At 66.4% G+C, this 23,114-nt stretch carries 19 protein-coding genes and 1 riboswitch; of the genes, 10 read left to right on the top strand and 9 right to left on the bottom strand.

Annotation, left to right across the window (positions count from 1 at the left end):
- Window positions 1-21: 21 nt before the first annotated feature.
- Window positions 22-396: a hypothetical protein gene (locus PRN20_RS01210; RefSeq protein WP_273955122.1), complete on the bottom strand. Its 375-nt coding sequence runs from the start codon at window positions 394-396 to the stop codon at window positions 22-24.
- Window positions 397-470: 74 nt separating this feature from the next.
- Window positions 471-666: riboswitch (cobalamin riboswitch) on the top strand.
- Between the two features lie 40 nt (window positions 667-706).
- Here PRN20_RS01210 and PRN20_RS01205 point away from each other — a divergent pair.
- The 8 genes from PRN20_RS01205 to PRN20_RS01170 all read left to right on the top strand — a co-directional run bounded on the left by PRN20_RS01205 (window position 707) and on the right by PRN20_RS01170 (window position 10,709).
- On the top strand, window positions 707-1,291 hold the full coding sequence (locus tag PRN20_RS01205; protein WP_273955121.1) for a HupE/UreJ family protein: 585 nt from the start codon (window positions 707-709) through the stop codon (window positions 1,289-1,291).
- 245 nt (window positions 1,292-1,536) lie between these two features.
- On the top strand, window positions 1,537-2,085 hold the full coding sequence (rplS, locus tag PRN20_RS01200) for a 50S ribosomal protein L19 (protein WP_273955120.1): 549 nt from the start codon (window positions 1,537-1,539) through the stop codon (window positions 2,083-2,085).
- Between the two features lie 88 nt (window positions 2,086-2,173).
- Window positions 2,174-2,785 (top strand): hypothetical protein, encoded by a 612-nt coding sequence (locus tag PRN20_RS01195; protein ID WP_273955118.1) that lies wholly within the window; start codon window positions 2,174-2,176, stop codon window positions 2,783-2,785.
- Window positions 2,786-2,867: 82 nt separating this feature from the next.
- Window positions 2,868-3,674 (top strand): hypothetical protein, encoded by an 807-nt coding sequence (locus PRN20_RS01190; protein ID WP_273955117.1) that lies wholly within the window; start codon window positions 2,868-2,870, stop codon window positions 3,672-3,674.
- A gap of 164 nt (window positions 3,675-3,838) precedes the next feature.
- Window positions 3,839-4,672 (top strand): PadR family transcriptional regulator, encoded by an 834-nt coding sequence (locus PRN20_RS01185; RefSeq protein WP_273955116.1) that lies wholly within the window; start codon window positions 3,839-3,841, stop codon window positions 4,670-4,672.
- A gap of 230 nt (window positions 4,673-4,902) precedes the next feature.
- On the top strand, window positions 4,903-7,755 hold the full coding sequence (locus PRN20_RS01180) for an FAD-binding and (Fe-S)-binding domain-containing protein (protein WP_273956755.1): 2,853 nt from the start codon (window positions 4,903-4,905) through the stop codon (window positions 7,753-7,755).
- Window positions 7,756-7,945: 190 nt separating this feature from the next.
- Entirely contained in the window at window positions 7,946-9,139 is a 1,194-nt protein-coding gene (locus PRN20_RS01175) for a class I SAM-dependent RNA methyltransferase (RefSeq protein WP_273955115.1), read from the top strand.
- Window positions 9,140-9,302: 163 nt separating this feature from the next.
- On the top strand, window positions 9,303-10,709 hold the full coding sequence (locus PRN20_RS01170; RefSeq protein WP_273955114.1) for a protein adenylyltransferase SelO: 1,407 nt from the start codon (window positions 9,303-9,305) through the stop codon (window positions 10,707-10,709).
- A 100-nt stretch (window positions 10,710-10,809) separates the two neighbouring features.
- Here the strand turns inward: PRN20_RS01170 and PRN20_RS01165 are convergent, their stop codons facing one another.
- Window positions 10,810-12,978 carry a CHASE2 domain-containing protein gene (locus PRN20_RS01165; RefSeq protein ID WP_273955113.1) on the bottom strand — a complete coding sequence of 723 codons (2,169 nt, stop codon included), beginning with the start codon at window positions 12,976-12,978 and terminating at the stop codon, window positions 10,810-10,812.
- 21 nt (window positions 12,979-12,999) lie between these two features.
- On the bottom strand, window positions 13,000-13,764 hold the full coding sequence (locus PRN20_RS01160; protein WP_273955111.1) for a FecR family protein: 765 nt from the start codon (window positions 13,762-13,764) through the stop codon (window positions 13,000-13,002).
- A 189-nt stretch (window positions 13,765-13,953) separates the two neighbouring features.
- Between PRN20_RS01160 and PRN20_RS01155 the strand changes: the two genes are divergently transcribed.
- Window positions 13,954-14,340, top strand: coding sequence for a DUF3307 domain-containing protein (locus tag PRN20_RS01155; RefSeq protein ID WP_273955110.1), 387 nt, complete (start codon window positions 13,954-13,956; stop codon window positions 14,338-14,340).
- A 215-nt stretch (window positions 14,341-14,555) separates the two neighbouring features.
- Here PRN20_RS01155 and PRN20_RS01150 read toward each other — a convergent pair whose 3' ends face one another.
- From PRN20_RS01150 to PRN20_RS01130, 5 genes are all read right to left on the bottom strand, one after another.
- Window positions 14,556-15,011, bottom strand: a complete 456-nt coding sequence (locus PRN20_RS01150; RefSeq protein WP_273955108.1) for a Crp/Fnr family transcriptional regulator — start codon at window positions 15,009-15,011, stop codon at window positions 14,556-14,558.
- A gap of 139 nt (window positions 15,012-15,150) precedes the next feature.
- Complete coding sequence (locus PRN20_RS01145) at window positions 15,151-16,962, bottom strand: IlvD/Edd family dehydratase (RefSeq protein ID WP_273955107.1); 1,812 nt, start codon at window positions 16,960-16,962, stop codon at window positions 15,151-15,153.
- Between the two features lie 144 nt (window positions 16,963-17,106).
- Window positions 17,107-18,132: a LacI family DNA-binding transcriptional regulator gene (locus PRN20_RS01140; RefSeq protein WP_273955105.1), complete on the bottom strand. Its 1,026-nt coding sequence runs from the start codon at window positions 18,130-18,132 to the stop codon at window positions 17,107-17,109.
- A gap of 12 nt (window positions 18,133-18,144) precedes the next feature.
- Complete coding sequence (gene eno, locus PRN20_RS01135) at window positions 18,145-19,446, bottom strand: phosphopyruvate hydratase (RefSeq protein WP_273955104.1); 1,302 nt, start codon at window positions 19,444-19,446, stop codon at window positions 18,145-18,147.
- Window positions 19,447-19,453: 7 nt separating this feature from the next.
- Window positions 19,454-20,467 carry a phosphotransferase family protein gene (locus tag PRN20_RS01130; RefSeq protein WP_273955102.1) on the bottom strand — a complete coding sequence of 338 codons (1,014 nt, stop codon included), beginning with the start codon at window positions 20,465-20,467 and terminating at the stop codon, window positions 19,454-19,456.
- 99 nt (window positions 20,468-20,566) lie between these two features.
- Here PRN20_RS01130 and PRN20_RS01125 point away from each other — a divergent pair, with 99 nt between their 5' ends.
- Window positions 20,567-21,319 (top strand): SDR family oxidoreductase, encoded by a 753-nt coding sequence (locus PRN20_RS01125; protein WP_443112537.1) that lies wholly within the window; start codon window positions 20,567-20,569, stop codon window positions 21,317-21,319.
- Window positions 21,320-21,476: 157 nt separating this feature from the next.
- On the opposite strand, the gene PRN20_RS01120 is transcribed toward PRN20_RS01125, so the two are convergent.
- The gene (locus tag PRN20_RS01120) at window positions 21,477-22,979 is read right to left on the bottom strand and encodes an arylsulfatase (RefSeq protein WP_273955100.1); all 1,503 of its coding nucleotides are present in this window, start codon (window positions 22,977-22,979) and stop codon (window positions 21,477-21,479) included.
- Window positions 22,980-23,114: the final 135 nt, after the last annotated feature.

Raw genomic sequence — 23,114 nt, 5'->3', positions numbered from 1 at the left:
CGTTGGAATGCGCGGAAAGGATCAGGCGGAGGGTGGGCCCCGGGCGTTGGCGATGCCGAGCGGCGTGGCCGGCAGCGCGAGGACGGGCAGGGGGCCGTAATGGACGTCGGCGACTTCGCCGGGCGCCAGCGGCAGTGCCGCCGGCGGCGGCAGGTCGGCGCCGGCGCCGAGGCGGCAGGCATGGCAGGGGGCGTGTGTGGTGTCGGTGCCGGTGTCCGGGGCGTCGCCGCACCAGCTCATGTCCATGGTTGCGGTGAGGACATCACCGGAGGCGGCGGCCACGGGAGCGTGCGCGAAGCTGAGGAAGACGAGCGCCAGCACCACGAGGGCGCGGGCAAAGTCTCCTCCGATGTGGCGCAGGCCGACCAAGGGCAGCTCTCCAGTCACGACAGGCAAGGCATCTAGCGCATGTCCTGCACCAGCGTCATGCGGCAAATGCAGCCCGTGTCATTGATCTTGCGCAAACCGGGTGACACAACAGTCGTGACGGTGCGCGGCGCTTCGAGAAGGAACGTCCGCGTGAAACGGGAAGCCGGTCGAATGCCGGCGCCGCCCCCGCGACTGTAACGGGCCCAAGACCCCGCCTCAGCGAGCCACTGGTTTGCGACTGGGAAGGCGAGACGGGGAGCCCGGAGCCAGGAGACCGGCCGTCGTTTGAACTGTAACGCGACGCGGGACGGTGGGTCCCGGATTTGGAGATTTTGAAATGCGCGCGCTGATTACCCTGTTGCTCATCGCCCTGCCGACGGCGGCCTTTGCCCATACCGGGCACGGCGATACGGCCGGCCTTGCCTACGGCTTCATGCACCCCATCGGCGGCCTCGACCACGTGCTCGCCATGGTGGCGGTGGGCGTGTTCGCCTATGTGCTGGGTGGCCGGGCCCTGTGGCTGGTGCCGGCGAGCTTCGTCGTCATGATGGCGGTCGGGTTCGGCCTCGGCGTGACACAGGTTGACGTGCCGTTCGTCGAGCTCGGCATTGCGCTCTCGAGCGTGGTGATCGGCGGCGCCGCGGCGCTGGGCCGGCCGATGCCGGTTGCCGCTGCCGCTAGCCTGGTCGGCGTGTTCGCCATCTTCCACGGCCATGCGCATGGCGCCGAGATGCCGACGAACGCGGCGGGCTTCGAGTATGCGGTGGGCTTCATGCTGGCAACGGGGCTGCTGCACCTGGTCGGTATCGGCGCCGCGATGGGCGTCGCCAAGCTCGTCGGCAAGTACGGCAAGCCGGTTGCACAGGTCGCGGGCGGCGTGTTCGCGCTGGGCGGGATCGGCGTGCTGGCCGGCTGGCTCTGATCGGTCCTCACCGGGGGCCGCTTGAGCGGAGCCCTCAGGGCCTGCCAACCTCAAATCGCTCCGCTGGAGCGATTTGCCCCGCGGGACAGCTCGAAGCCTAGACTCGTGGGCATTCTTGCTCTATAGCCCCGCTCGCCCGAGCTTCGGCCGGGCCAATAAGCGCATATAATCCGTGCAAACAAGACCGGGCGGTCGGCAGAGCCGGCGAAACGCCCCTGTGAAAAGATTCAAGAACGGAACAACCGATGTCCAAGATCATCGCCGAGCTCAACAAGGAGCAGCACGACAAGCTCCTTGCCAAGGCCAACCACCCCGAATTCACCCATGGCGACACCGTCAAGGTGTGGGTCAAGATCCGTGAAGGCGACAAGGAACGCCTGCAGGCCTATGAAGGCGTCGTGATCGCCCGCTCCGGCGCCGGCATTATGGAAAGCTTCACGGTCCGCAAGATCTCCTACGGCGAAGGCGTCGAGCGCGTGTTCCCCGTGCTCAGCCCGAACATCGACCGCGTCGAAGTGATCAAGCGCGGCAAGGTCCGTCGCGCCAAGCTCTACTACCTGCGCGACCGTCGCGGTAAGTCGGCCCGTATCTTCGAGAACGTGGGCGCCCGCACCAAGAAGATCGAAGCCGGCGAGCGCGAAGCCGCCCTCTCGGCCAAGAACGCCCGCGAGGCCGAGCGCATCGCCGCTGCCGAGGCCCTGGCCAAGGAACTCGCCGAGAAGGAAGCCGCCGAGGCCGCCGCTGCAGCAGCTGCCGCCGCCGAGGCTGCGGCGACCGAAGGCAAGGCCGAGTAATCCGGCTGCCACAGTTTGGGCGCTTGATCGCCTAGAGTTTCAGCCCGGCTCAAGAGCCGGGCTTTTGATTCCAAGCGGGGACTTTGGGATGGACGCTGCTCTTCAGGACGCGGAAGAGAGGCGCCAGCTGGCCGCAGACCTGCGGCTCGAGGCGCGCAACCTGCTGGTCGATACCGGCCTGCTCGAACTGCTCAACGCCCGCTTCGGCGAAGCGGTTGTGACCGGCAGCGCCGGCTACGACCTGATGGTCTGGCGCGACATCGACATCCACATGCCCTGCGAGGCCGAGCGCTGGGCCGAATGGGCGGGGCTCGGCGCCGACATCGCCATCCAGTTCGACCGGGCCGGGCTGCAGCTGCACAAGGCGAACTACCTCAACGACTATGTCGATCCCCATCCGCTCGGCGCCGGCCTCTACTGGGGCATCGAGTTCCGGGATTTTGCCGGCAACGACTGGAAGTGCGATATCTGGGGCTGGGAGCCCTTCGACTTCGCGGTGCGCCAGGCCCGCGACGCAAACCTCAGGGCCGATCTCACCACCACGAACCGTGACCTGATCCTCAAGCTCAAGCACGAGGCGCGCGGACGGCCGGGATATTACGGCGTGATGGTGGGCAGCTTCGATATCTACCAGTTCGTCCTGGCCGGCGCGGGCGAGACGCTGGACGAGCTTGAGCAGTGGAAGGGACTGGTGGCCTAGAAGCCGCACCGCATTTCATTCCCGGTTCATCGCGGTTCGTCCTAGAAAGACGCCGGCAGCCTTTCGAACCGGAGACCTTCCGATGCAATCCTTTATCTGCGTCACCTGTGGCGTGGGCCATGCGCCGTCCGCCGTGCCGCCAGAACGCTGCGCGATCTGCGATGACGAGCGCCAGTATGTGACGGCCGCAGGGCAGCGCTGGACGACGCTCAGTGAGCTGCAGCAGAACCACACCATCGAGTTCAAGGAGCAGGAGCCGGGGCTGATTGGGATCGGGGCGACGCCGTCGATCGCCATCGGGCAGCGGATGCTGCTGATCCGGCAGCCGGGCGGCGGGGTGCTGTGGGACTGCACGCCGCTGGTGACGGACGAAGCCGTCGCGCGGATCAAGGAACTGGGCGGGGTGCGAGCGATCGCCATCTCGCACCCGCATTTCTACTCCTCCATGGTCGACTGGTCCGAGGCGCTGGGCGGCGTGCCGATCCATATCCACGAGGCCAACCGGCCCTACGTGATGCGACCGTCGGAGCGGGTCAGCTTCTGGAACGGCGAGACGCTCGACCTGGGGCAGGGCGTGACGCTCGTGCGCTGCGGCGGGCACTTCGAGGGCTCGACGGCGCTCCACTGGCCGGGCGCGGACGGCAGAGGGGTGCTGATGACCGGCGACACCATCATGGTGGTGCCCGACACCCGCTGGGTGAGCTTCATGTACTCCTACCCCAACCTGATCCCGCTGCCGGCGCGCGAGGTGGAGCGGATCGTGGGCTGCGTCGAGGGGTTCGCCTATGACCGGATCTACTCCGCGTGGTGGGATCGGGTGATGACCGAGAACGCCAAGGCGCGGGTGCGGAATTCGGCGGAGCGGTACGTGAAGGCGATCGCCGGATAGCTTGGCCGCCCCCTCCACCACCCTTCGGGTGGTTCCCCTCCCCCGCCGCGCGGGGGAGGATCAGGCAGTATCGCTGATTTAAGATATATCTTGAGAGCTATCTTGAAGCTCCGGTGGTGGAGGCATATCTTTCGGCCATCGTAAGATATATCTTGGAGTGACAGATGCACGATCACGACCATAGGTGGGACCGGAACTGGCGGCGCATGGAAGCCATGGCGCGGCGCGGGTTCCGCAAGTTCGGGAACTTCGAAGCCAACATCAACCCAGGCGACTGGGGTGGGTTCGGGGGCAATTTCCGCATCGGGCGGATGCTGGCCTCGGGCGACCTCAGGCTCGTCGCACTCTACCTGATCGAGCAGCAGCCCCGGCACGGCTACGACCTGATCAAGGCGATCGAGGAGCACTCGCATGGCTTCTATTCGCCGAGCCCGGGCATCGTCTATCCGGCGCTGACCTATCTCGAGGAAGCGGGCTATGTGACCTCGGCGGCCGACGGGAACAAGAAGCTCTACACCATCACCGATGAGGGCAGGACGCATCTCGAGGACAATCGGGAAGCGATCCAGTCGACGCTCGAATTCCTCGCCAAGGCCGGCTCCGGCATGGAGCACCTGCGCGAGCGCATGCAGAGCCGCGATTTCCCGTTCACGCCCGAGGAGGCCGAGCACTTCCGCGAGCACTTTCGCGGCATGGGCAAGGAATTTGGCCGCCGCGGCTGGTTCGGCGACCGCGAGACTTCGCCGCCTCCGCACCCCGACCGGCCGGAGCGCCCGGAACGACCGGAACAGCCCTTCCGAGCGGAGCGGCCCGACCGTGATATCGACGACGTGGCGCCGGAAGTGAACGAGGCCCGCAAGGCGCTCAAGAAGGCGATCAAGCAGGCCCTGCGGCAGGGGCCCGAGCAGGAGAGCCGGATCAGCGAAATCCTTCGCCGTGCGGCCCAGGATATTCGCGCGGGGCTCGACGACGACCCGAACGACATCGATCTCGGCTAAACCGGCCCCTGCCGCCTGCATCACTCCCGCCCGCCTCCGGCCGGCGGGAGTTTCTTTTTGTGCTGCGGCGCCACTTTGTTTCGCCACGCGACCAACCGCCGACTACCACGCAGGTTGGAATGGCTCTAACATGTCAGCAATGCTTGCTTGGTCGCGCGATCGAACGGAAAGCCTGCCGCTTGTCCTGATCCCGGTCCAATCCAAAAAGGGCGGAAACTGACGTGAACGAGATGGCCCCCATCGGGGTGGACAGGGCTTCGGCGGCGCAGGGCGTAGTGGCGCGGCTCAAGGACGTGATCCGCAAGGACCGGATCATGACCGACGCGCTGATGACCTACGCCTATTCGGGCGATGCGAGTTCGTACCGGCTGGTGCCGGCAGTGGTGGTGATCGTCAACACCGAGGACGAGGTGCGGGCCGTGATCGAGGCGGCGCGGGCCGAGAGGCTGCCGCTGACCTTCCGGGCGGCGGGGACGTCGCTTTCCGGACAGGCGATCACCGAGGGTGTCCTCGCGGTGCTCGGCGACGGCTGGAAGAAGCTGCAGGTCCACGATGAGGGCCTGAGGGTGACGCTGGGGCCGGCAGTGATCGTCGCCAACGCCAACCGGGCACTGAAGCCGTTCAACGCCAAGCTCGGGCCGGATCCGGCGAGCCAGGCGACCTGCAAGATCGGCGGGGTGGTGAACAACAACTCGTCGGGCATGTGCTGCGGCGTCGCCTACAACACCTACCACACCATGCACCGCCTCAGGGTGATGCTGGTCGACGGCACGGTGCTCGATTCCGGCGATCCGGAATCGGTCGCGGCGTTCCGGGTGTCGCATGCGCACCTGCTCGCCGAACTCACGGCGCTGCACAAGAAGGTGGCGGCCGACCCGGAACTGGTCGAGCTGATCAGGAAGAAGTACCGGATCAAGAACACGGTCGGCTACTCGATCAATGCGCTGCTCGATTTCCACGACCCGATCGACATCCTGATCCACCTGATCGTGGGTTCGGAAGGAACGCTCGGGTTCGTGTCCGAGGTGACCTACAACACCATTCCCGAGCACCCCTACAAGGTGACCGGGCTGATCCCGTTCCCCGATCCCTATTCGTGCGCGCGCGCCATCTCGAAGCTCGCCAATGGCGGGGTGCAGACGACGACCGGGGTGACCGCGGCCGAGTATATCGAGCGGCGGGCGCTCCAGACGGTGGAACACCTGCCGGCGATCCAGCCCTATGTGAAGTTCTTCACCGAGACCTCGCCGGTGATCCTCATCGACATCTCGGCGCCCGATCAGGCGACGCTGGAGCAGGAGACGGCGAAGGCTTCGGCGATCCTCGCCTCGGAAGGCGCGACGGACATCACCTTCTCGGCCGACGAAGACATTTCACACGGGCTTTGGGATGTGCGGAAAGGCTTCTTCGCCACCGGCGGGGCGGCTCGGCCGAAGGGCACCTCGATGCTGACCGAGGACGTGGCGGCGCCGATCGACCGGCTGGCCGACTTCGTCATCGATATGCGGAAGCTTCTGGACGATTGCGGCTACGAGGATGCGATCATCTTCGGGCACGCGCTGGCCGGGAACCTGCACTTCCAGATGAGCGACAGCTTCATGGATCCGCAGGCGGCGGTGAAGTTCGATCACTTCTCGAAGGAGCTGTCGGAGCTGGTGTCGGTCCGCTATGGCGGCTCTCTGAAGGCCGAGCATGGCACGGGCCGCGCCATCGCGCCGTTCGTCGAGGCCGAGTGGGGCACCAAGGCCTATCTCATCATGCATGAGATCAAGCGCCTGTTCGATCCGGAGGGGCTGCTCAATCCGGGTGTCCTGCTCAATCCCGATCCGGATATCCACATCAAGAACCTGAAGCTGATGCCGCTGGCCGACGAGGTCATCGACCTCTGCATCGAGTGCGGTTTCTGCGAGCCGGCCTGCCCCAGCCACCACATGACCCTCTCGCCCCGCCAGCGTATCGCCGTGACGCGCGAACGGGCGCGGCTGCGCCAGACGGGTGAGGACCCCGAGCGGCTCGCGGCGCTCGACGAGGGCTTCCAGTATGCCGGGCTCGATACCTGCGCTGCATGCAATCTCTGCTCACTTCGCTGCCCGGTGGGAATCGAAACCGGAACCATGGTGATCGGCGAACGCGCGCGGCGGCGGACCGAACGGGCCAAGGGCGTCGCGCACTGGGTTGCGGATCATACGGTCGCGCTCGAGACGGGAATGAAGCTGGGCGTTGCGACGCAGGCCTTCTCGCGCCGGGTCGTCGGCGACGGGGTCGTCGATGCGGTGGCGGGGGCGCTCCATGCGCTGGCGCCCAAGGCGGTGCCGCGCGTCTCGCCGGCGCTGCGTCCGGGGCCGGGTGCGCCGAAACCGGGGCCGGTGGCGACCGGTGCGCCGCAGGGACGGGTGGTCTACTTCCCCAGTTGCGCGACGCGCATGTTCGGCTCGGCCACGGCCGAGAACGGCATGCTGCCCACGACCGACGCGATGATGGCGCTGCTCAGGCGCGCGGGCTTCGATCCGGTAGTGCCCGAGCATGCCGAAGGGCAGTGCTGCGGGCAGCCGTTCCTTTCCAAGGGGTTCCCCGACGAGGCGGAACGGGTGGGCAGTTCGACGCGCACCGAGATCGACCGGCTCTCCGGCGCCGGCCGCTTCCCGGTGCTGACCGACGCCTCGACCTGCGCCAAGCACATGCGCGAGCATCCGGGCGCGGCGCCGGTCGCCGACTCGGCCGAGTTCCTCATCGCCGAGGTGCTGCCGCGGCTGAAGATCACCGGCAAGCTGCCGGCGGTGGCGGTGCACCACAACTGCTCGGCGCAGCGGCTCAAGGAACAGTCGGCGATCGAGGCGCTGGCGGTGGCGATTGCGGACAAGGTCGTGGTGCTCGATGCCATCACCTGCTGCGGCTATGCCGGCGACAAGGGCCTCTATGTGCCCGAGCTCAACGCGCACGCGACGCGCTTCGCCAAGGCGCAGATCCCCGAGGGCTGCGAGTTCGGCCTCTCCACGGTCTCGACCTGCGCCACGGGGCTCAGCGAGCGGATGGGGATCCCGTTCTTCTCGATCGCGAGCCTGCTGGAGCGGGTGAGCCGGTAGGGGCGCAAGGGTGGGAACTCAACCCCTCACCCGTCTCGCGCTGTGCGCGATCCACCCTCTCCCCGACGGGGAGAGGAACAGTGGTGGCCCACCGGCCGCTCGGTATTCTTCTCCCCGTCGGGGAGAAGGTGGCGCGAAGCGCCGGATGAGGGGTCTTACGGCCATAGGCAAGGGCTGCTAAGGCAGGGCCATGACCGAACTTCTCATCCAGTCCCTCGGGCAGCATGGCGACGGTGTCGCCGAGACCGGCGGCAATCGCGTGTATGTGCCGTTCACCCTGCCGGGGGAGCGGGTCGAGGCGGATGTCGACGGTGAGCGGGGCACACTGGTCGAGGTGCTCGAGCCGAGCCCCGACCGGATCGAGCCGATCAGTTCCTATTTCGGGCGCTGTGGTGGCTGTGCGCTGCAGCATATGAGCCCGGCGGCCTATGCGGCGTTCAAGCGCGATCTGGTCGTCACGGCGCTGGCGCATGCCGGCGTGGTGGCGGAGGTGGCAGAGCTCATCGATGCGACGGGGCTCGGGCGCCGGCGGGCGACGCTGCATGTGCGCAAGGGCGCCGCGGGCTACATGCGGGCCCGGAGCCACGAGGTGCTCGACATCGAGAGCTGCGCGATCCTCGTGCCCAGCCTGCAGAAGGCGGCGCCACGCATTGCGCGGGCGCTCCATCCGCTGGCGGGCGATTGCGATGCGAGCTTCACGCTCACCGACACGGGGCTCGACCTCTCGGTGAAATCGGAGCGGAAACTCAAGCCGGTGCAGCTTGCCGAGTTCGCGCGGACCCACAAGCTGGCGCGGCTGACCTTCAATGGCGAGCCGATCTTCATGGCGCGGCCGCCGGCAGTGAAGATGGGCAAGGGGCTGGTGGAAATCCCGCCGGCGAGCTTCCTCCAGGCAACCGAAGCGGCAGAGGCGACGCTGGCGCGGCTGGTGGTCGAGGGCGTGGGCAAGGCGAAGTCGGTCGCGGACCTCTTCTCCGGTGCGGGCCCGTTCGCGCTGCGGCTCGCGGAGCAGTCGCGGGTGTTCGCGGCCGACAGCGACCGGCCGGCAATCGCGGCGCTGGTCAAGGCGGTGAACCACGTGCAGGGGCTGAAGCCGGTCGAGGGCAAGGTCCGTGACCTGTTCCGCGACCCACTGGCGCCGATAGAGCTCGACCCGTTCGATGCAGTGGTGTTCGACCCGCCACGGGCCGGGGCCGAAGCGCAGGCCAGGGAACTCGCGCGGAGTAAGGTGAAGACGGTGGTGGCTGTCTCGTGCGAGCCCAAGACATTTGCGCGCGATGCGGCGATCCTGATCGAGGGCGGGTATCGGCTGGAGAGTGTGGTGCCGGTGGATCAGTTCGCCTACTCGACGCATGTCGAGGTGGTGGGGGTGTTCCGGCGGTGACTTGCAGCATCACGGCTCCGCGACCCCTCACCCGTCTCGCGCTGCGCGCGATCCACCCTCTCCCCGACGGGGAGAGGAATGGTGCCCGTCACCGGCTCTGCAGGATTCTTCTCCCCGTCGGGGAGAAGGTGGCGCGTAGCGCCGGATGAGGGGCTAAGCCACGATGACTCCGTTCAAACCCCGCACTACCCATGCAGAGCTCGGCGAGGGCTATTTCGACAAGGTCCGGGCGGCCACCTTTCCCCAGCACATCCTGCGCTATCGCAACCAGCGGGCGGCGGCGTCGGTGGGGCTCGACGGGCTGACGGACGAGGAGTGGATTGCCCATTTCGGACGGTTCGAGCTGCTTGAGGGCTCGTTCGCGGAGCCGCTGGCGCTGCGCTATCACGGGCACCAGTTTCAGACCTACAACCCAGATATCGGTGATGGCCGCGGGTTCCTCTTCGCCCAGCTCGAGGACCTCAATGACGGGCGCCTGATGGATTTGGGCACCAAGGGATCGGGGCGCACGCCCTGGTCGCGCGGGGGCGACGGGCGGCTGACGCTCAAGGGCGGCGTGCGCGAGGTGCTGGCGACGGCCATGCTCGAAGCGCTGGGGGTCAATACCTCGAAATCGCTGAGCCTCATCGAGACGGGTGAGGAGTTGCAGCGCGGGGACGAGCCTTCGCCGACGCGATCGTCCGTTCTGGTGCGTCTCAGCCACGGACATACGCGCATCGGCACCTTCCAGCGGCTCAGCTACCTCAAGGAAGACGAGCGGCTGGGACGCCTCCTCGACTATTCGGTCAAGGCTTACTACCCCGAGCTCTGGGTCGACGGAGACAATGGCCGGGCGGCGAAGTTCCTCGGGGCAGTGAGCGAGGCGGTGGCCGAGACGGGCGCGCGCTGGATCGCGGCCGGGTTCGTCCATGGTGTGCTGAACACCGATAACATCAACATCACCGGCGAGAGCTTCGACTACGGACCGTGGCGGTTCCTGCCGACCTACGACCCCAACTTCACCGCCGCCTATTTCGACGAGTGGGGGCTCTACGCCTTCGGCAAGCAGCCCGACGTCCTCGCCTGGAACCTGACGCGCCTTGCCGAGGTGCTGCTGCCGCTGGGCGAGCATACGGAAATGGAGGCGGCGCTCAACCGCTACTGGCCGGCGTTCCAGCGCTCGATCTGGGCGGCGATCCTCGATCGGCTCGGGCTTGAGCCGCTCGGGCTCGAACAGGACTCGACGCTCGTCGCCGAGGTGTTCTCGTTCCTCCATCAATCGCAGATGGGCTACGAGCAGTTCTTCTTCGACTGGCGCGGCGGGGACGAAACGCGGGCGCTGCGGAGCCCGGCGGCGGAGCACTACCGTGGCGAGGGGTTCGCGGCGCTGAAGGGGATGATCGCGGCGCATGGCCGGGCGGCAGACGCCAATCTCGACCATCCCTACTTCAAGCGCGATACGCCCCGCACCATGCTGATCGACGAGATGGAGGCGCTGTGGGCGCCGATCGCCGAGGCCGACGACTGGCGCCCGATCTATGCGGCGCTGGGCGAGATCGAGGAAATGCGCGAGGTTTATGCGGGAGAGTGAGCTGTGTTCTCCCTGAACTGAGGGTCCATCGGTGATCCACTGGACCACCCCCTCCCTCGGTCCCTCCCCTCAAGGGGGAGGGAGGCGCCCGGCCGGGATTTCATCCTACCTTGGCCACCTCGGGCGGGAGGGTATCGGTCGCCTCGAAATCTGCACGGCGGCTGGGGAGGGTTTCGTAGAACTTGACGAGGCCGGGCTCGACGCGGGCGGAGAGCGCGAGGCATTCGGCGAGGCCGCCGCGCACGTCGTTGCCGGTGCGCAGCGCTTCGAGCACCTCGTTGTGGGTGGTGCGCAGCAGGCTGAAGGCGCCGGACTTGGCGAGTTCGGAATCGCCGACGAGGAGGTGGATCTTCACCCGTTCGGCCTTGCCCTTGAGGGCGAGCGCGCCAGCCTCGAGCAGGGCAAAATCGGAGGCGACGAGGCGGACCGCGTCGGAGACGAGGATGTCGTAGCCGACCTCCTTGCAGGCGCTCTCGACCCGGGCCGCGACGTTCACGGTGTCGCCGAGGGCCGAATAGTCGAAGCGGGTCTCGAGGCCCATGTTGCCGACCAGTGCCTCGCCGGTCGAGATGCCGATACCGATGCCGAGGGCCTCGACCGGGGCCCTGTCGGCGCGGAGGTGAAAGGCGTCCGTGGCGTTGAGCTGGGCGAGCTTCTCGCGCATGCCGAGGGCGGCGCGGAGGGCCTTCCGCTCATGGTCGGGCACATCCACCGGCGCGTTCCAGAATGCCATGATGGCGTCGCCGATGAACTTGTCGATGGTACCCATGCGCCCGACGATCTCGTGGCCCAGCGCGCCGAACAGGGTGTTGAGGATGGTGAGGATGCGGCGCGGCTCAAGCCGTTCGCTGAGCGAGGTGAAGCCCCGCATATCGGAAAAGAGCACGGTGATGCGGCGCACGTCGCCGCCCAGCTTCAGCTTCTCGTTGCTCTTTTCGATCTGGGCGAGCAGCGAGGGGGCGACGTAGTAGCCGAAGGCGCGGCGGATCTGGCGCTTGGCCCGCTCGGTGGTGAGGAAGCGGAAGAAGACGAGGGCGAGGTAGAGCAGCGTCAGCCCGACAATGGGGTAGCTCGGATCGAGCATCGTGCCCTGGGTGCGGAACATCCACCACGAGAAGGCGACGGCCCCGCCGACGCAGAGGCCGCCGGCAACGAGGCCGGCAATGGGACCGAGGGTGAGCACGATCAGCACCAGCAGCGTGCCGAGGGCGAGGAAGCCGACGATCTCGAGGCCGCCGACCCAGTCGGGGCGGCTGAGATAGGTGCCCGCGATGATCTGCTCGATGGCCTGGGCGTGGATGGTGACGCCGGGCACGTTATCGCCGAGCACGGTGTTGTGGAGATCGAGCAGGCCTGAAGCCGACGTGCCGACGAGCACGATGTTGCCGGCGATGCGATCGCCGAGCCGCTTGTAGCCGGGGCGGAGCAGGTCGGAGGCCGAGATCGTGAGGTCGTCGTTGGGGCGGCTGTAATAGAGCCAGAGGTCGCCCTCGGACGTGAGGGGGACGTTGAAATCGCCGATGCGCAGGCCCTCGACATAGCCGGTGGCGGCAGTATCGCCGAGGACGACGACGGCGCCGATGCCCATCGCGACGCGCAGTGCTTCCACCGAGAGCGTGGGGAAGATGGCGTTGCCATTGGTCCACAGCATGGGGAGGCGCCGGACGGCGGTGGCCGATAGCTCGGAATTGAGGCTGAGCGCGGCAAGACCGGGTGCCGCGTCCCGCAGCACGGGAATAGGCGGTGCGGTGCCGGAGAGGAAGGGCAGGCCGTCGGTCGGATCGGGACCGGAGATGGCGAAGCCGCCCCTGGGGCCGCCGGTCAGCGGCCGGCCGCCGGGAGTGCGCGAGAAGCCCAGGATCGAGGGCGATCGGCTGAGGGAGGCGGCAAAGATCTGGTCGTTGTCGGGGAGCGTTGTGGCATCGACGCCGGGAATGGTCGCGGCAATGCGGCTGGGCGACATGCGGTCGGCTTCAGGGAAGAGGATATCGAAGCCGATGGCGGCGGCGCCAAGTTCGGTCAGCCGGTCGGTGAGGGTGGCAAGGCGGTCGCGCGGCCAGGGCCACTGGCCGATCTCGGCCAGCGAGGCTTCGTCGATGTCGACGACGCGGACGGGGAATTCCGCCTGGGGCCGGGGCGCCAGGCGCTGGTAGAAATCGAAGGCGATCTCGCGCATTACCTGGATCGGGAAGGGATCGGCAATGCGAAAGAGCGTCAGCAGCAGGACGACGACGAGGCCGGCGAGAATGGGAACGAGGCGCCGGAGCATGTGAGTCGATGGTCCTCGGGATCAGGGGAGGCGGTTGGGGTTGCCTTGACGGCGCGGCGGGCTTCCGCCCTCACCGTTGGGGCTTAGGCTCTCGGGCGTGGCGCTGGTCGGGGCACCGTTGAGGCAGGAGCGGGCCTCGGCCACCCAGAAGGCGCTGATGAGGTCGCTCTCGGAGACGGACCAGGGGAACATGCCGCGCATCGCCGTACGTTCGGCGCCGCGCATGTCGACGGCGTTGCCGAGCAGGCGCGCCTCGCTCAGGTCGAACATGCCGATGTCGCAGAAATCGCCGACATCGATGCAGGCCCCGGCGTTGTTACACATGGTCACGGCGCCATGGTAGAGCAGCAGCGAGGCGTGGTCGGAGTGGACGTTCATGTCGAAGGCGGTGCCGCGCACGCCGATGGTGCCGGTGGGCGTCTTGATGGCGTAGCGGTCCTTGGGGGCGCCGCCGGTGACGAAGCGGAAGGTGCCGCTCAGTGCGTTGATGGCGAACCTGCCGTCCGAGCCGTCCTCGCGCAGCAGGTAGTCCTCTATGACCAGAGACGACCGCGGGCCGACCACCAGCTCGGTCCTGTCGGAAAACTTGATCTGGACGAGGCCCCTGGCGTCCGTGACGACGCGGTCGCCGATGAAGATATCGGTGCCGACCACCAGGGTCCTCGGGCCTTCCTCATCCTCGAGCCGGGCCGCGGGATCGACGCCCAGCGCCTTCCCGGAGGCGGCCAAGGCCGGCGATGCGGCAAAGGCAAGAAGCAGTGTGAACGAGGCGAGCAGCATACGCATCACTACCTCCTGGCCTGGCACACGTCCGGCGCGGCACATCTGACAGTGCGCATCTGAACGGGCCATGAATGCCATGGCCCCGACTCGATCATTAGGGCACAACTCAGTGCTTGCCTCAACAGGGCCGACTTGCCAGCATCGGAGTCCGGCGCGGGCCACAGGGGGACCGCCTCGCTAAGGACAGACCGAATGGTCGCACTCTTTTTTCTGCTGTTCGCCGGGCTCGAGCTCAAGCACTACGTGGCCGACTATTTCCTGCAGCCGGGATGGATGCTCGGCGGCAAGGGCGACATCCGCAAGATCGGCGGATATGCGCATGCGGGCGTCCATGCGGCACTCACCGGGCTGGTGCTGCTCGTCGCGGGGACGCCGGCCGGGTGGCTGGTAGGCATCGTGGTCGCCGAGTTCGTCGTGCACTACGTGCTCGACTGGCTGAAGATCCACTACTCCAAGGGCGTGCATGTCGACACGCAGCCGCGGCGGTTCTGGGCGCTGCACGGCGTCGACCAGATCCTGCACCAGCTGACCTACGGGGTGATCATCTACGCCGTGCTGGTGGCCAAGGGCGTGGTGTAACGGCAGCGCACGCGAATTCCGCTTGCTGGGAGCGACGGCGGCGCGGCTGCATCCCGAGGCTCCATTTGTTCCTCATTGCCGGGCTTGTCCCGGCAATCCAGCCGCCGCGCGTCGGCGCGGCGAAATAGTCTCCCCACGCGAAGGACTTCGCCTGGCTGGATCACCGGGACAGGCCCGAGGGGATCACCTGATAGGGTGGGTGAGCGCGCCTAGCGCTACTTGCGCTTGTGCTTTTCGTCGGGCTCGACGAGTTGGGCGAGGATCTTGTCGACGAGGTCGAGGTCCTCGCGGCGGCCTTCGGACTGCTGCTGCAGGTCCACGAGGTACGACGTGGTGTAGTAGAGCCGGCGGGCGAGGAGGGTCGCGACGTAGAGCGCGATCTCGGGCTGGCCGCCAAGGAAGCTCAGTGCGTCCTCGATGGCATAGGCCTTGACGGTAGAGAGCGCCCTGACCGTGGCGCTCGAAGGCATGTCGAGAAGAAGCGCCATCTCGCCGAAGATGGAGCCGGGCTCGTCGATGTAGCTGACCTGGGTATCCTTGCGCAGGACTTCGACCTGGCCGTCGATCAGGACGAAGAGCTTGCCTTCCTGACCGCCTTCGCGGATCAGAACTTCGCCGGGCTTGAAGGTCTGTGCCTTGCGCCCTTTGCAATAGTCCAGAATATCAGACATCGAGCCCTCACCCGCATCATGCCCGGCAATTGTGCGCCGGGCGGGTCTCATTCGTCAAACATTGCCGCTGCTAGTTGTCTTATTCGCCCGGCCACCGCAAGAAGAAAGGGCCGGTTTGAACCGGCCCTTTGCTTGTTGATCAGTGGTTGTCGCGGGGCAGACCGGCGGTCTGCGCCAGGCGCTGGTAGTTGACCGCTGGCTTGAGCACGCCGCCTGCGCCGAGCTGGTCGACGATGCCGCGCTGGATCTCCTGCCAGGGGGTCTGGTGCGCCGGGTACTTGTAGCCGCCGGCGGCCTGCAGCTCGGCCTGGCGCCTGGCGATCTCCTCGTCGGAGATGAGGATATCGGCCGCACCGGTGTTGAGGTCGATGCGGACGCGGTCACCGGTCTTGAGGATCGCGAGGTTACCGCCGGCCGCCGCCTCGGGCGAGGCGTTGAGGATCGAGGGCGAGCCCGACGTGCCGGACTGGCGGCCGTCGCCGATGCAGGCAAGCGAGGTGACGCCCTTCTTGATCAGGTAATCCGGCGGCCGCATGTTCACGACCTCGGCCGCGCCCGGGTAGCCGATCGGGCCGGCGCCGCGCATGAAGAGCAGCGTGTGCTCGTCGATCGCGAGCGACGGGTCGTCGATGCGCTTGTGGTAGTCCTCGGGGCCATCGAACACCACTGCCTTGCCTTCGAAGGCATTGGGCGACTTGGGGTCGGAGAGGTAGCGCTGCTTGAACTCCTCGGAGATCACCGAGGTCTTCATGATGGCGTTGTCGAACAGGTTGCCGCGCAGGACGAGGAAGCCGGCTTCGGCCTTCATCGGGTTCGAGAACGGGCGGATGACCTTGTCGTCCTGGATCGTCGTCGAGCGGCAGTTCTCGCCGATGGTCTTGCCGTTGACGGTCGGGGCATTCTCGCGGATGAGGCCCTGCTTCATCAGCTCGTTGACCACGGCCGGCACGCCGCCGGCATGGTAGTAGTCCTCACCCAGGTACTCGCCGGCCGGCTGCATGTTGACCAGCAGCGGGACCTTGTGGCCGTGCTTCTGCCAGTCGTCGATGTTGAGATCGACGCCGATATGGCGGGCAATGGCGTTGATGTGGATGGGGGCGTTGGTCGAGCCGCCGATCGCCGAGTTCACGACGATGGTGTTGATGAAGTTGTCCTTGGTCAGGATGTCGGAGGGCTTCAGGTCCTCGTGCACCATCTCGACGATGCGCATGCCGGTGCGCCAGGCCATTTCCTGACGGTCGCGGTAGGGCGCCGGGATGGCGGCCGAACCGGGCAGCTGCATGCCCAGCGCCTCGGCCAGCGAGTTCATGGTCGAGGCCGTGCCCATGGTGTTGCAGTAGCCGGTCGAGGGGGCGGAGGACGCCACCAGCTCGATGAACTGCTCGTAGCCGATCTCGCCGGCCGCCATCATCTGGCGGGCCTTCCAGACGATGGTGCCCGAACCGGTGCGCTCGCCGCGGAACCAGCCGTTGAGCATCGGGCCGACCGAGAGAGCGATCGCCGGGATGTTGACGGTGGCGGCGCCCATCAGCATGGCGGGCGTGGTCTTGTCGCAGCCGATGGTCAGCACCACGCCGTCGAGCGGGTAGCCGTACAGCACTTCGACGAGGCTGAGATAGGCGAGGTTGCGGTCGAGGCCGGCGGTCGGACGCTTGCCGGTTTCCTGGATCGGGTGAACCGGGAATTCCATGACGATGCCGCCGGCATCGCGGATGCCGTCGCGGACGCGCTTGGCGAGCTCGAGGTGGTGACGGTTGCAGGGCGAGATATCGGAGCCGGTCTGGGCGATGCCGATGATCGGCTTGCCCGACTGCAGTTCCTCCCGCGAGATGCCGTAGTTGAGGTAGCGCTCGAGATACAGCGCGGTCATGTCCGGGTTTTCCGGATTGTCGAACCAGGCGCGCGACCGGAGCTTCTTGCCCGTCTTGGTCACGCCATTACCCGAACTCATGGTGATCTCCTCAAATCTGTACCGGCCGATCCAATACCCCAAACCTAACGGTTCGGGCAGGCATTCCTTCGATTGAGGGAGGATCGTACCGGTGGCGATGATAGACATCCGCTCATCCGGTGACAATGGCTCGCTGCACGTACCTCAGCGATTGGTCGAGTCGCGCGCCTCGAGGGAGATCGGCTGCTGGACCACCGGCTTGTCGACGCGCTCGCCATTGAGGCGGCGGAGCAGCATGCGCCCGGCATCGCGCCCCATTTCGTAGCCGGAGACGTGGATGGTGGTCAGCGAGGGGCGGACATGGGGGGTATAGTCGAGCCCGCCGAAGCCGGCGATGGCGACCTCGCGCGGTACCTCGACGCCCATCTTTTCCGCACCCAGCACCGCGCCGGTGGCGAGGATGTCGGTGCCGAAGAAGATGGCGTCGACGTCTGGCAGCTGCGCGCGGATATCCCTGAAGGCATCGATGCCGTCGGCGATGCGGCGCGTACCCTCCATGGGATGGATGAGATTGATCGTGGCGTCGTGCCGCGCGAGCCCCTCCCGGAATCCGGCGATGCGCTCGGCGCCGCGCTCGATCGTGTGGCCGGAATAGGCGATGCGGCGGAAGCCCTTCTGGCCGAAGTGCTCGCCCATCAGCCGGCCGCCCTCATGGTTGGAGAAGCCGAGCAGCATGTCGATGGGATCGGGCCGGTAGCCCCACATCTCGATGACGGGAATGGCCAGCTGCTGCAGCGCCTCGCGCGACTTGTCCGAGCGGATGACGCCGGTGAAGACCACTCCGGCGGGGCGGAAGGGCAGCACCGTTTCGAGCAGGTCGGCCTCGAACTGTTCGGAATAGCCGGTCTGGGCGAACATCAGTTGGTAGGGGCTGCCCTCGAAGGCATCGAGGATGCCCTGCATGGAACTCGCGAAATGCGGGTTCATCAGGCTGGAGACGAAGACCGAGATGACGTTGGAGCGGCCCGAGCGGAGCGACGAGGCGAAGCGGTTCACGACATAGCCGGTCTGGGCTACGGCCTCGAGGATGCGGGCGCGCGTCTCCTCCTTGACCTTGTCGGGATACGAGAGCGCACGCGAGACCGTTATCGGGGAGACCCCGGCGACCCTTGCTACGTCCTCGACGCGAACCGGTCGGTTTGGACGCCGTCTTTTTTCTCCAGATTCCAAGCAGTTCCCCGACTACCAGAATTCACTATTCGATTTGAGGTATCCTAAATCGCAGTAACCTGGCGAGGACAAGTGCTCCTCGATGCGAATGACTTCGTTCCATTTTGCAGTCCGCTCGGAGCGGGTCATCGAACCGACCTTGATCTGGTCCGACAGCAAACCTACCGCGAGATGACTGAGCGTTATGTCCTCGCTTTCACCCGATCGGCCTGACTGAATCGTATTCCAGCCGAATGATCTGGCCTGCGCACTGGCAGCAATCAGTTCCGTCAACGTGCCGCATTGGTTTGATTTCAGCAATACGGAATTGCAGGAATTCCGCTCTGCTGCGTGTACGATACGGTACGAAGAAGTTGTCAGATAATCATCTCCGATGACCTGGATGCGATTGCCGAGGCGTCGGGTGATTTCTGTAAAGCCGGCGTCGTCGTCTTCGGCGAGCGGGTCCTCGAGCGATACGATCGGGTAGGCGTCGACCCAGCCCGCGAGCAGGTCGATCATCTGCAGCGTGTCGAGGGCCTTGCCTTCGAGGGCGAGGCGGTAGGCGCCATTGGAGAAGAAGGATGTCGCGGCGACATCGAGGGCGATGCCGATATCGGTGCCCGGCCGGAAACCGGCATCCTCGATGGCGCGGGTGAGCAGGTCGAGCCCGTCCTCGTTGGCGGTGAAGTCGGGCCACACCCCGCCCTCATCGGCGACGCCGTTGAGTTTTCCTTGTTTCGCCATGGACTTGGCGGCCGCGATGTAGACTTCGGCGATCTGCTCGGTGGCTTCGGCAAAGCTCGTGGCGCCGAGGGCGAGGATGAGGAAATCCTGGATGTCGATGCGGTTGCCGGCATGCCGGCCGCCGCCGAAGATCTGGATCATCGGGGCGGGGATATGCGGGGTCGCCGGGTCGAGCCCGGCGAGGTGCCTGAGGTGCTGCCAGAGCGGGATCTTCTGCTCGGCAGCGGCGGCCCAGGCGATGGCCGAGGAGGTGGCGACGATGGCGTTGCCGCCCAGCCGCGTCTTCTGTTCGGTGCCGTCGAGCCCGATCAGGGCGGCATCGACGGCCGACTGGTCGGCGCCCTCCATTCCCCTGAGGCGGCTGGCGATTTCGCCGTTGACGGCGGCGAGGGCGGCGTTGACGCCGTAGCCGCCGAGGCGGGGCCCGCCATCGCGCTTGTCGAGTGCCTCGCGGCTGCCGGTCGAGGCACCGGAGGGGGCGATGGCGCGGCCCATGGCGCCGGAGGCGAGGGTGACCTCGACCTCGACGGTGGGGCGTCCGCGCGAATCCCACACCTGGCGGCCGTGAATGGTCTTGATGGCTGACATGTCGAAACTACCGCGATGAACGAAGGCTGTCGAAAAGATGAACGAGATCCGCCGGTGGCTTCCGGATATGCGGAATGGCCCGGTCGCGCACGACCTGGCGGTTCTCGTCGCTGAGATACTCGACCGGCGACTTGCCGTCGACGCGGGCAAGCATGAGGCAGGGGAGGAGCGTCGCCGTCCGCGCCTCGACTTCCGCCCGCAGAGAAGCGGGGAAGTGTCCGAGCCAGGTCGAGGCAAAGGCCGTCGCCTGATCGAGGAGGGTATCACCGATCGCCGGCAGGTGGATGGACTTGAGCAGCAGGTGGTTGAGGCAGAAGGCGCCGTCGAAGGCCGGATCACCGTACCAGGCGCATTCGGCATCGAGCAGGACCGGGTGACCATCGCGACGCGAAACCAGGATGTTCTTGGGGCTGACGTCGCCGTGGACGAGCGCGAGCCTGGTCGAGGCGGTGGTCTCAAGCACCGCGAGGATGCGGTCGGCAAGATCGGGATGGCGGCCGGCGGTGAAGCGCAGGTAGGGATCGAGCCTGAGCGCATCGATCAGGTGATCGGTGGGGAACTGGGCGGCGGCGGAAGGGTCGTTCAGCGTCGCGGCATGGATGCGGCCGAGCGCGTCGGCAACCGCGACCGGAACCTCGGGATCGGCGCGGCCGGCGAGGAGTTCGGCTTTCCACAGCACATAGTCCTCGGCCGGCAGATATTCGAGCAGTGCGATGCCATGGGCCTGGTCCTCGCCGATCACCCGCGGCGCGGCGCCGGGAACGATCGTGTTGGCGCGGCGCAGCCAGGCCACTTCGTAGTGGTTGCGCTCGAGCGGCGCCTGCCAGTCGCTCGCCACCTTGAGCTTGCTCAGCGCGCGCTTGGCGCAATAGAGGCGGCCATCGGCAAGGGTGATGCGGACGATGTCGGAGGAGACCCCGCCGGTCAGCGGCTCGACCGTCAGCGTAGGGCCGCAATCCACACCGGCGGCGGCGAAAATCGGGGGAAGCAGGGCTTCCCAGCTCAGGTTGTCATCGTGCATGCGGTTCATCGCTCCCTTGACTGGAATGGTAGCGGATGGGAGGCATTGGAACAATCGACCGGCGCCGAAGCCGGTATCGTCAAATCGGAGGAGATGCCAATGGGCCGGCTGGAAGGCAAGGTAGTGTTCATGACGGCCGCGGCGGCCGGTATCGGTGGAGCGTCCGCGGTTGCCTTCGCCCGCGAGGGCGCTCGGGTGATCGCGACCGACCGCGACGCGGCGGGCATCGCGCTCAAGGGCGAGGAGCTCAACCGAATCTCCTCGGGTCACGAGGTCTATGCGCTCGACGTGACCGACCATCTGGCGCTCCGGGAAGCTGCGGCGCGGCACCAGGGCGTCAACGTGCTCTACAACGGCGCCGGCTGGGTGCATCAGGGCATGCTCGGGACGACGAGCCTCGAGGACTGGCAGCTGAGCTTCGACATCAATGTGACGCCGATGTTCATCCTGACCCAGGCGTTCCTGCCGGCGTTCATCGCGCAGGGCGGGGCCTCGATCATCAACGTCGCCTCGGTCGCGAGCTCGCTGAAGGGCGTGCCCAACCGGGTGAGCTACATGTCGTCGAAGGCCGCCGTGATCGGCTTCACCAAGTCGGTGGCGTTCGACTACATGAAGAACGGCATCCGGGCGAATGCCCTCTGCCCCGGCAGCGTCGACAGTCCCTCGCTGCACGAGCGCGCAAATTCGCTGGGCGACCACGACGAGATCTGGAAGACCTTCATCGCCCGCCAGCCCATGGGGCGCATGGCGCAACCCGAGGAAATCGCTCACCTCTGCGTCTATCTCGCGAGCGACGAGAGTGCCTACGCCACGGGCACGAACTTCATCGCCGACGGCGGCATCACGATGTAGCAGCGGGAATCGGGGGAACTGCACGAGCGGCAGGTTCACCGCGCTCGATGGCTTCCGCTACCGGTATCTCGGCGAGTCGGCGACACGGATGGATTGACCAGTCCCGGTGCAGCGGACTGGGAGGGCCGGGCAGCAGTCGGCTGCCCGGCCCTTGTGACTACGCGCCCGTCGCCGCATCGGTCATGGTCTCGACCACCTGGTCGAGGCTGAAGCTCGCCGCCTTCTGCCGCGGCGGGAACTCCTTGAAGGTGGCAAGGAACTCGCCGACCATGGCCTGCGCCGGCACCAGCATGTAGATGTGCCGGAACATCCAGTCGTAGTAGGTGTTCGACGTCTGTTGGGCGCGCTCGTACGGGTCCAACCGCAGGTTGAAGATGTATGGCGTGCGCAGGACGATGAACGGCTCCTGCCAGATCTTGAGCGTCTTCTCGACCCGCTGTTCGAGGAACAGCATCTTCCAGTTGTCGTAGCGCAGTGCCGCCACGTCGCCCTCGTCGGTGAAATAGATGAAGCCCTGGCGCGGGCTCTTGTCCGCCTTGCCGGTCAGGTACGGCAGCAGGTTGAAGCCGTCGAGGTGGACCTTGAAGGTCTGGCCGCCGATCTTCTGGCCCTTCTTCAGCTTGTCGACGATGTCGTCCTCGCCGGCAACGGCGAGGATGGTCGGGAACCAGTCGAGGTGGCTGATGATCTCGTTCGACACCGAGCCGGCCTTGATCTTGCCGGGGAAGCGAACCATGCACGGCACGCGATAGGCGCCCTCCCAGCTCGTGTTCTTCTCGGACCGGAAGGGGGTCATCCCCGCATCGGGCCAGGTGTTCATGTGCGGGCCGTTGTCGGTCGAGTACTGCACGAACGTGTTGTCGGCGATGCCGAGCTTGTCGAGGAAGTCGAGCATCTCGCCGATGCACTTGTCGTGATCGATCATCACGTCGTGGTACTCGGACTGCCAGCGGCCGGACTGGCCACGGCTCTTCGGATCCACGTGGGTCCAGGCATGCATGTGCGTGGTGTTGAACCACACGAAGAACGGCTCGCCCGCATCGTGGGCGGCCTGGATGAACTTCTTGGCTGCCGCAAGGAAATCGAGGTCGATCGTTTCCATGCGCTTCCTCGTCAGGGGGCCGGTGTTCTCGATCTTCTGCCCGCCCTTGCCGTCGGCCCAGCAGTGCAGCACGCCGCGCGGGCCGTACTTCTTCCTGAAGTTCGGGAAGTCCTTCTCGTTGGGATAGTCGACTTCCTCCGGCTCCTCCTCAGCATTGAGGTGGTAGAGGTTGCCGAAGAACTCGTCGAACCCGTGCATCGTGGGCAGGTGCTCGTCGCGGTCGCCGAGGTGGTTCTTGCCGAACTGGCCGGTGCGGTAGCCCAGCGGCTTCAGCGCTTCGGCGATGGTGATGTCCTCGGCCTTGAGCCCGAGTTCGGCGCCGGGGAGACCGACCTTGGTGAGCCCGGTGCGGAGGCCACACTGACCGGTGATGAAGGAGGCCCGGCCGGCGGTGCAGCTCTGTTCGGCATAGGAGTCGGTGAAACACATCCCCTCATCGGCGATGCGATCGATATTGGGCGTCCGGTAGCCCATCACCCCCTTGCTGTAGCAGCTGAGGTTCGACTGGCCGATATCGTCGCCCCACATCACGAGGACGTTTGGTTTGCTGGCGGGCATGATGAAATCCCTCTCGCTCCTGGTTGAACGCGAGCGTGAGGAACCCGCTGCGGGGACTTCTCCATGTTTTGGTGCAGCGCGCCGTTAAGTGAACGGCGAAAAACAGACTCTATTTCCGTTCAAACGAGGCCGACT

The organism is Devosia sp. ZB163 (assembly GCF_028613635.1).
Lineage (GTDB): Bacteria > Pseudomonadota > Alphaproteobacteria > Rhizobiales > Devosiaceae > Devosia_A.
The sequence above is the reverse complement of the archived record's forward strand: the minus strand, read 5'-3'. Positions and strand labels throughout refer to the sequence as shown.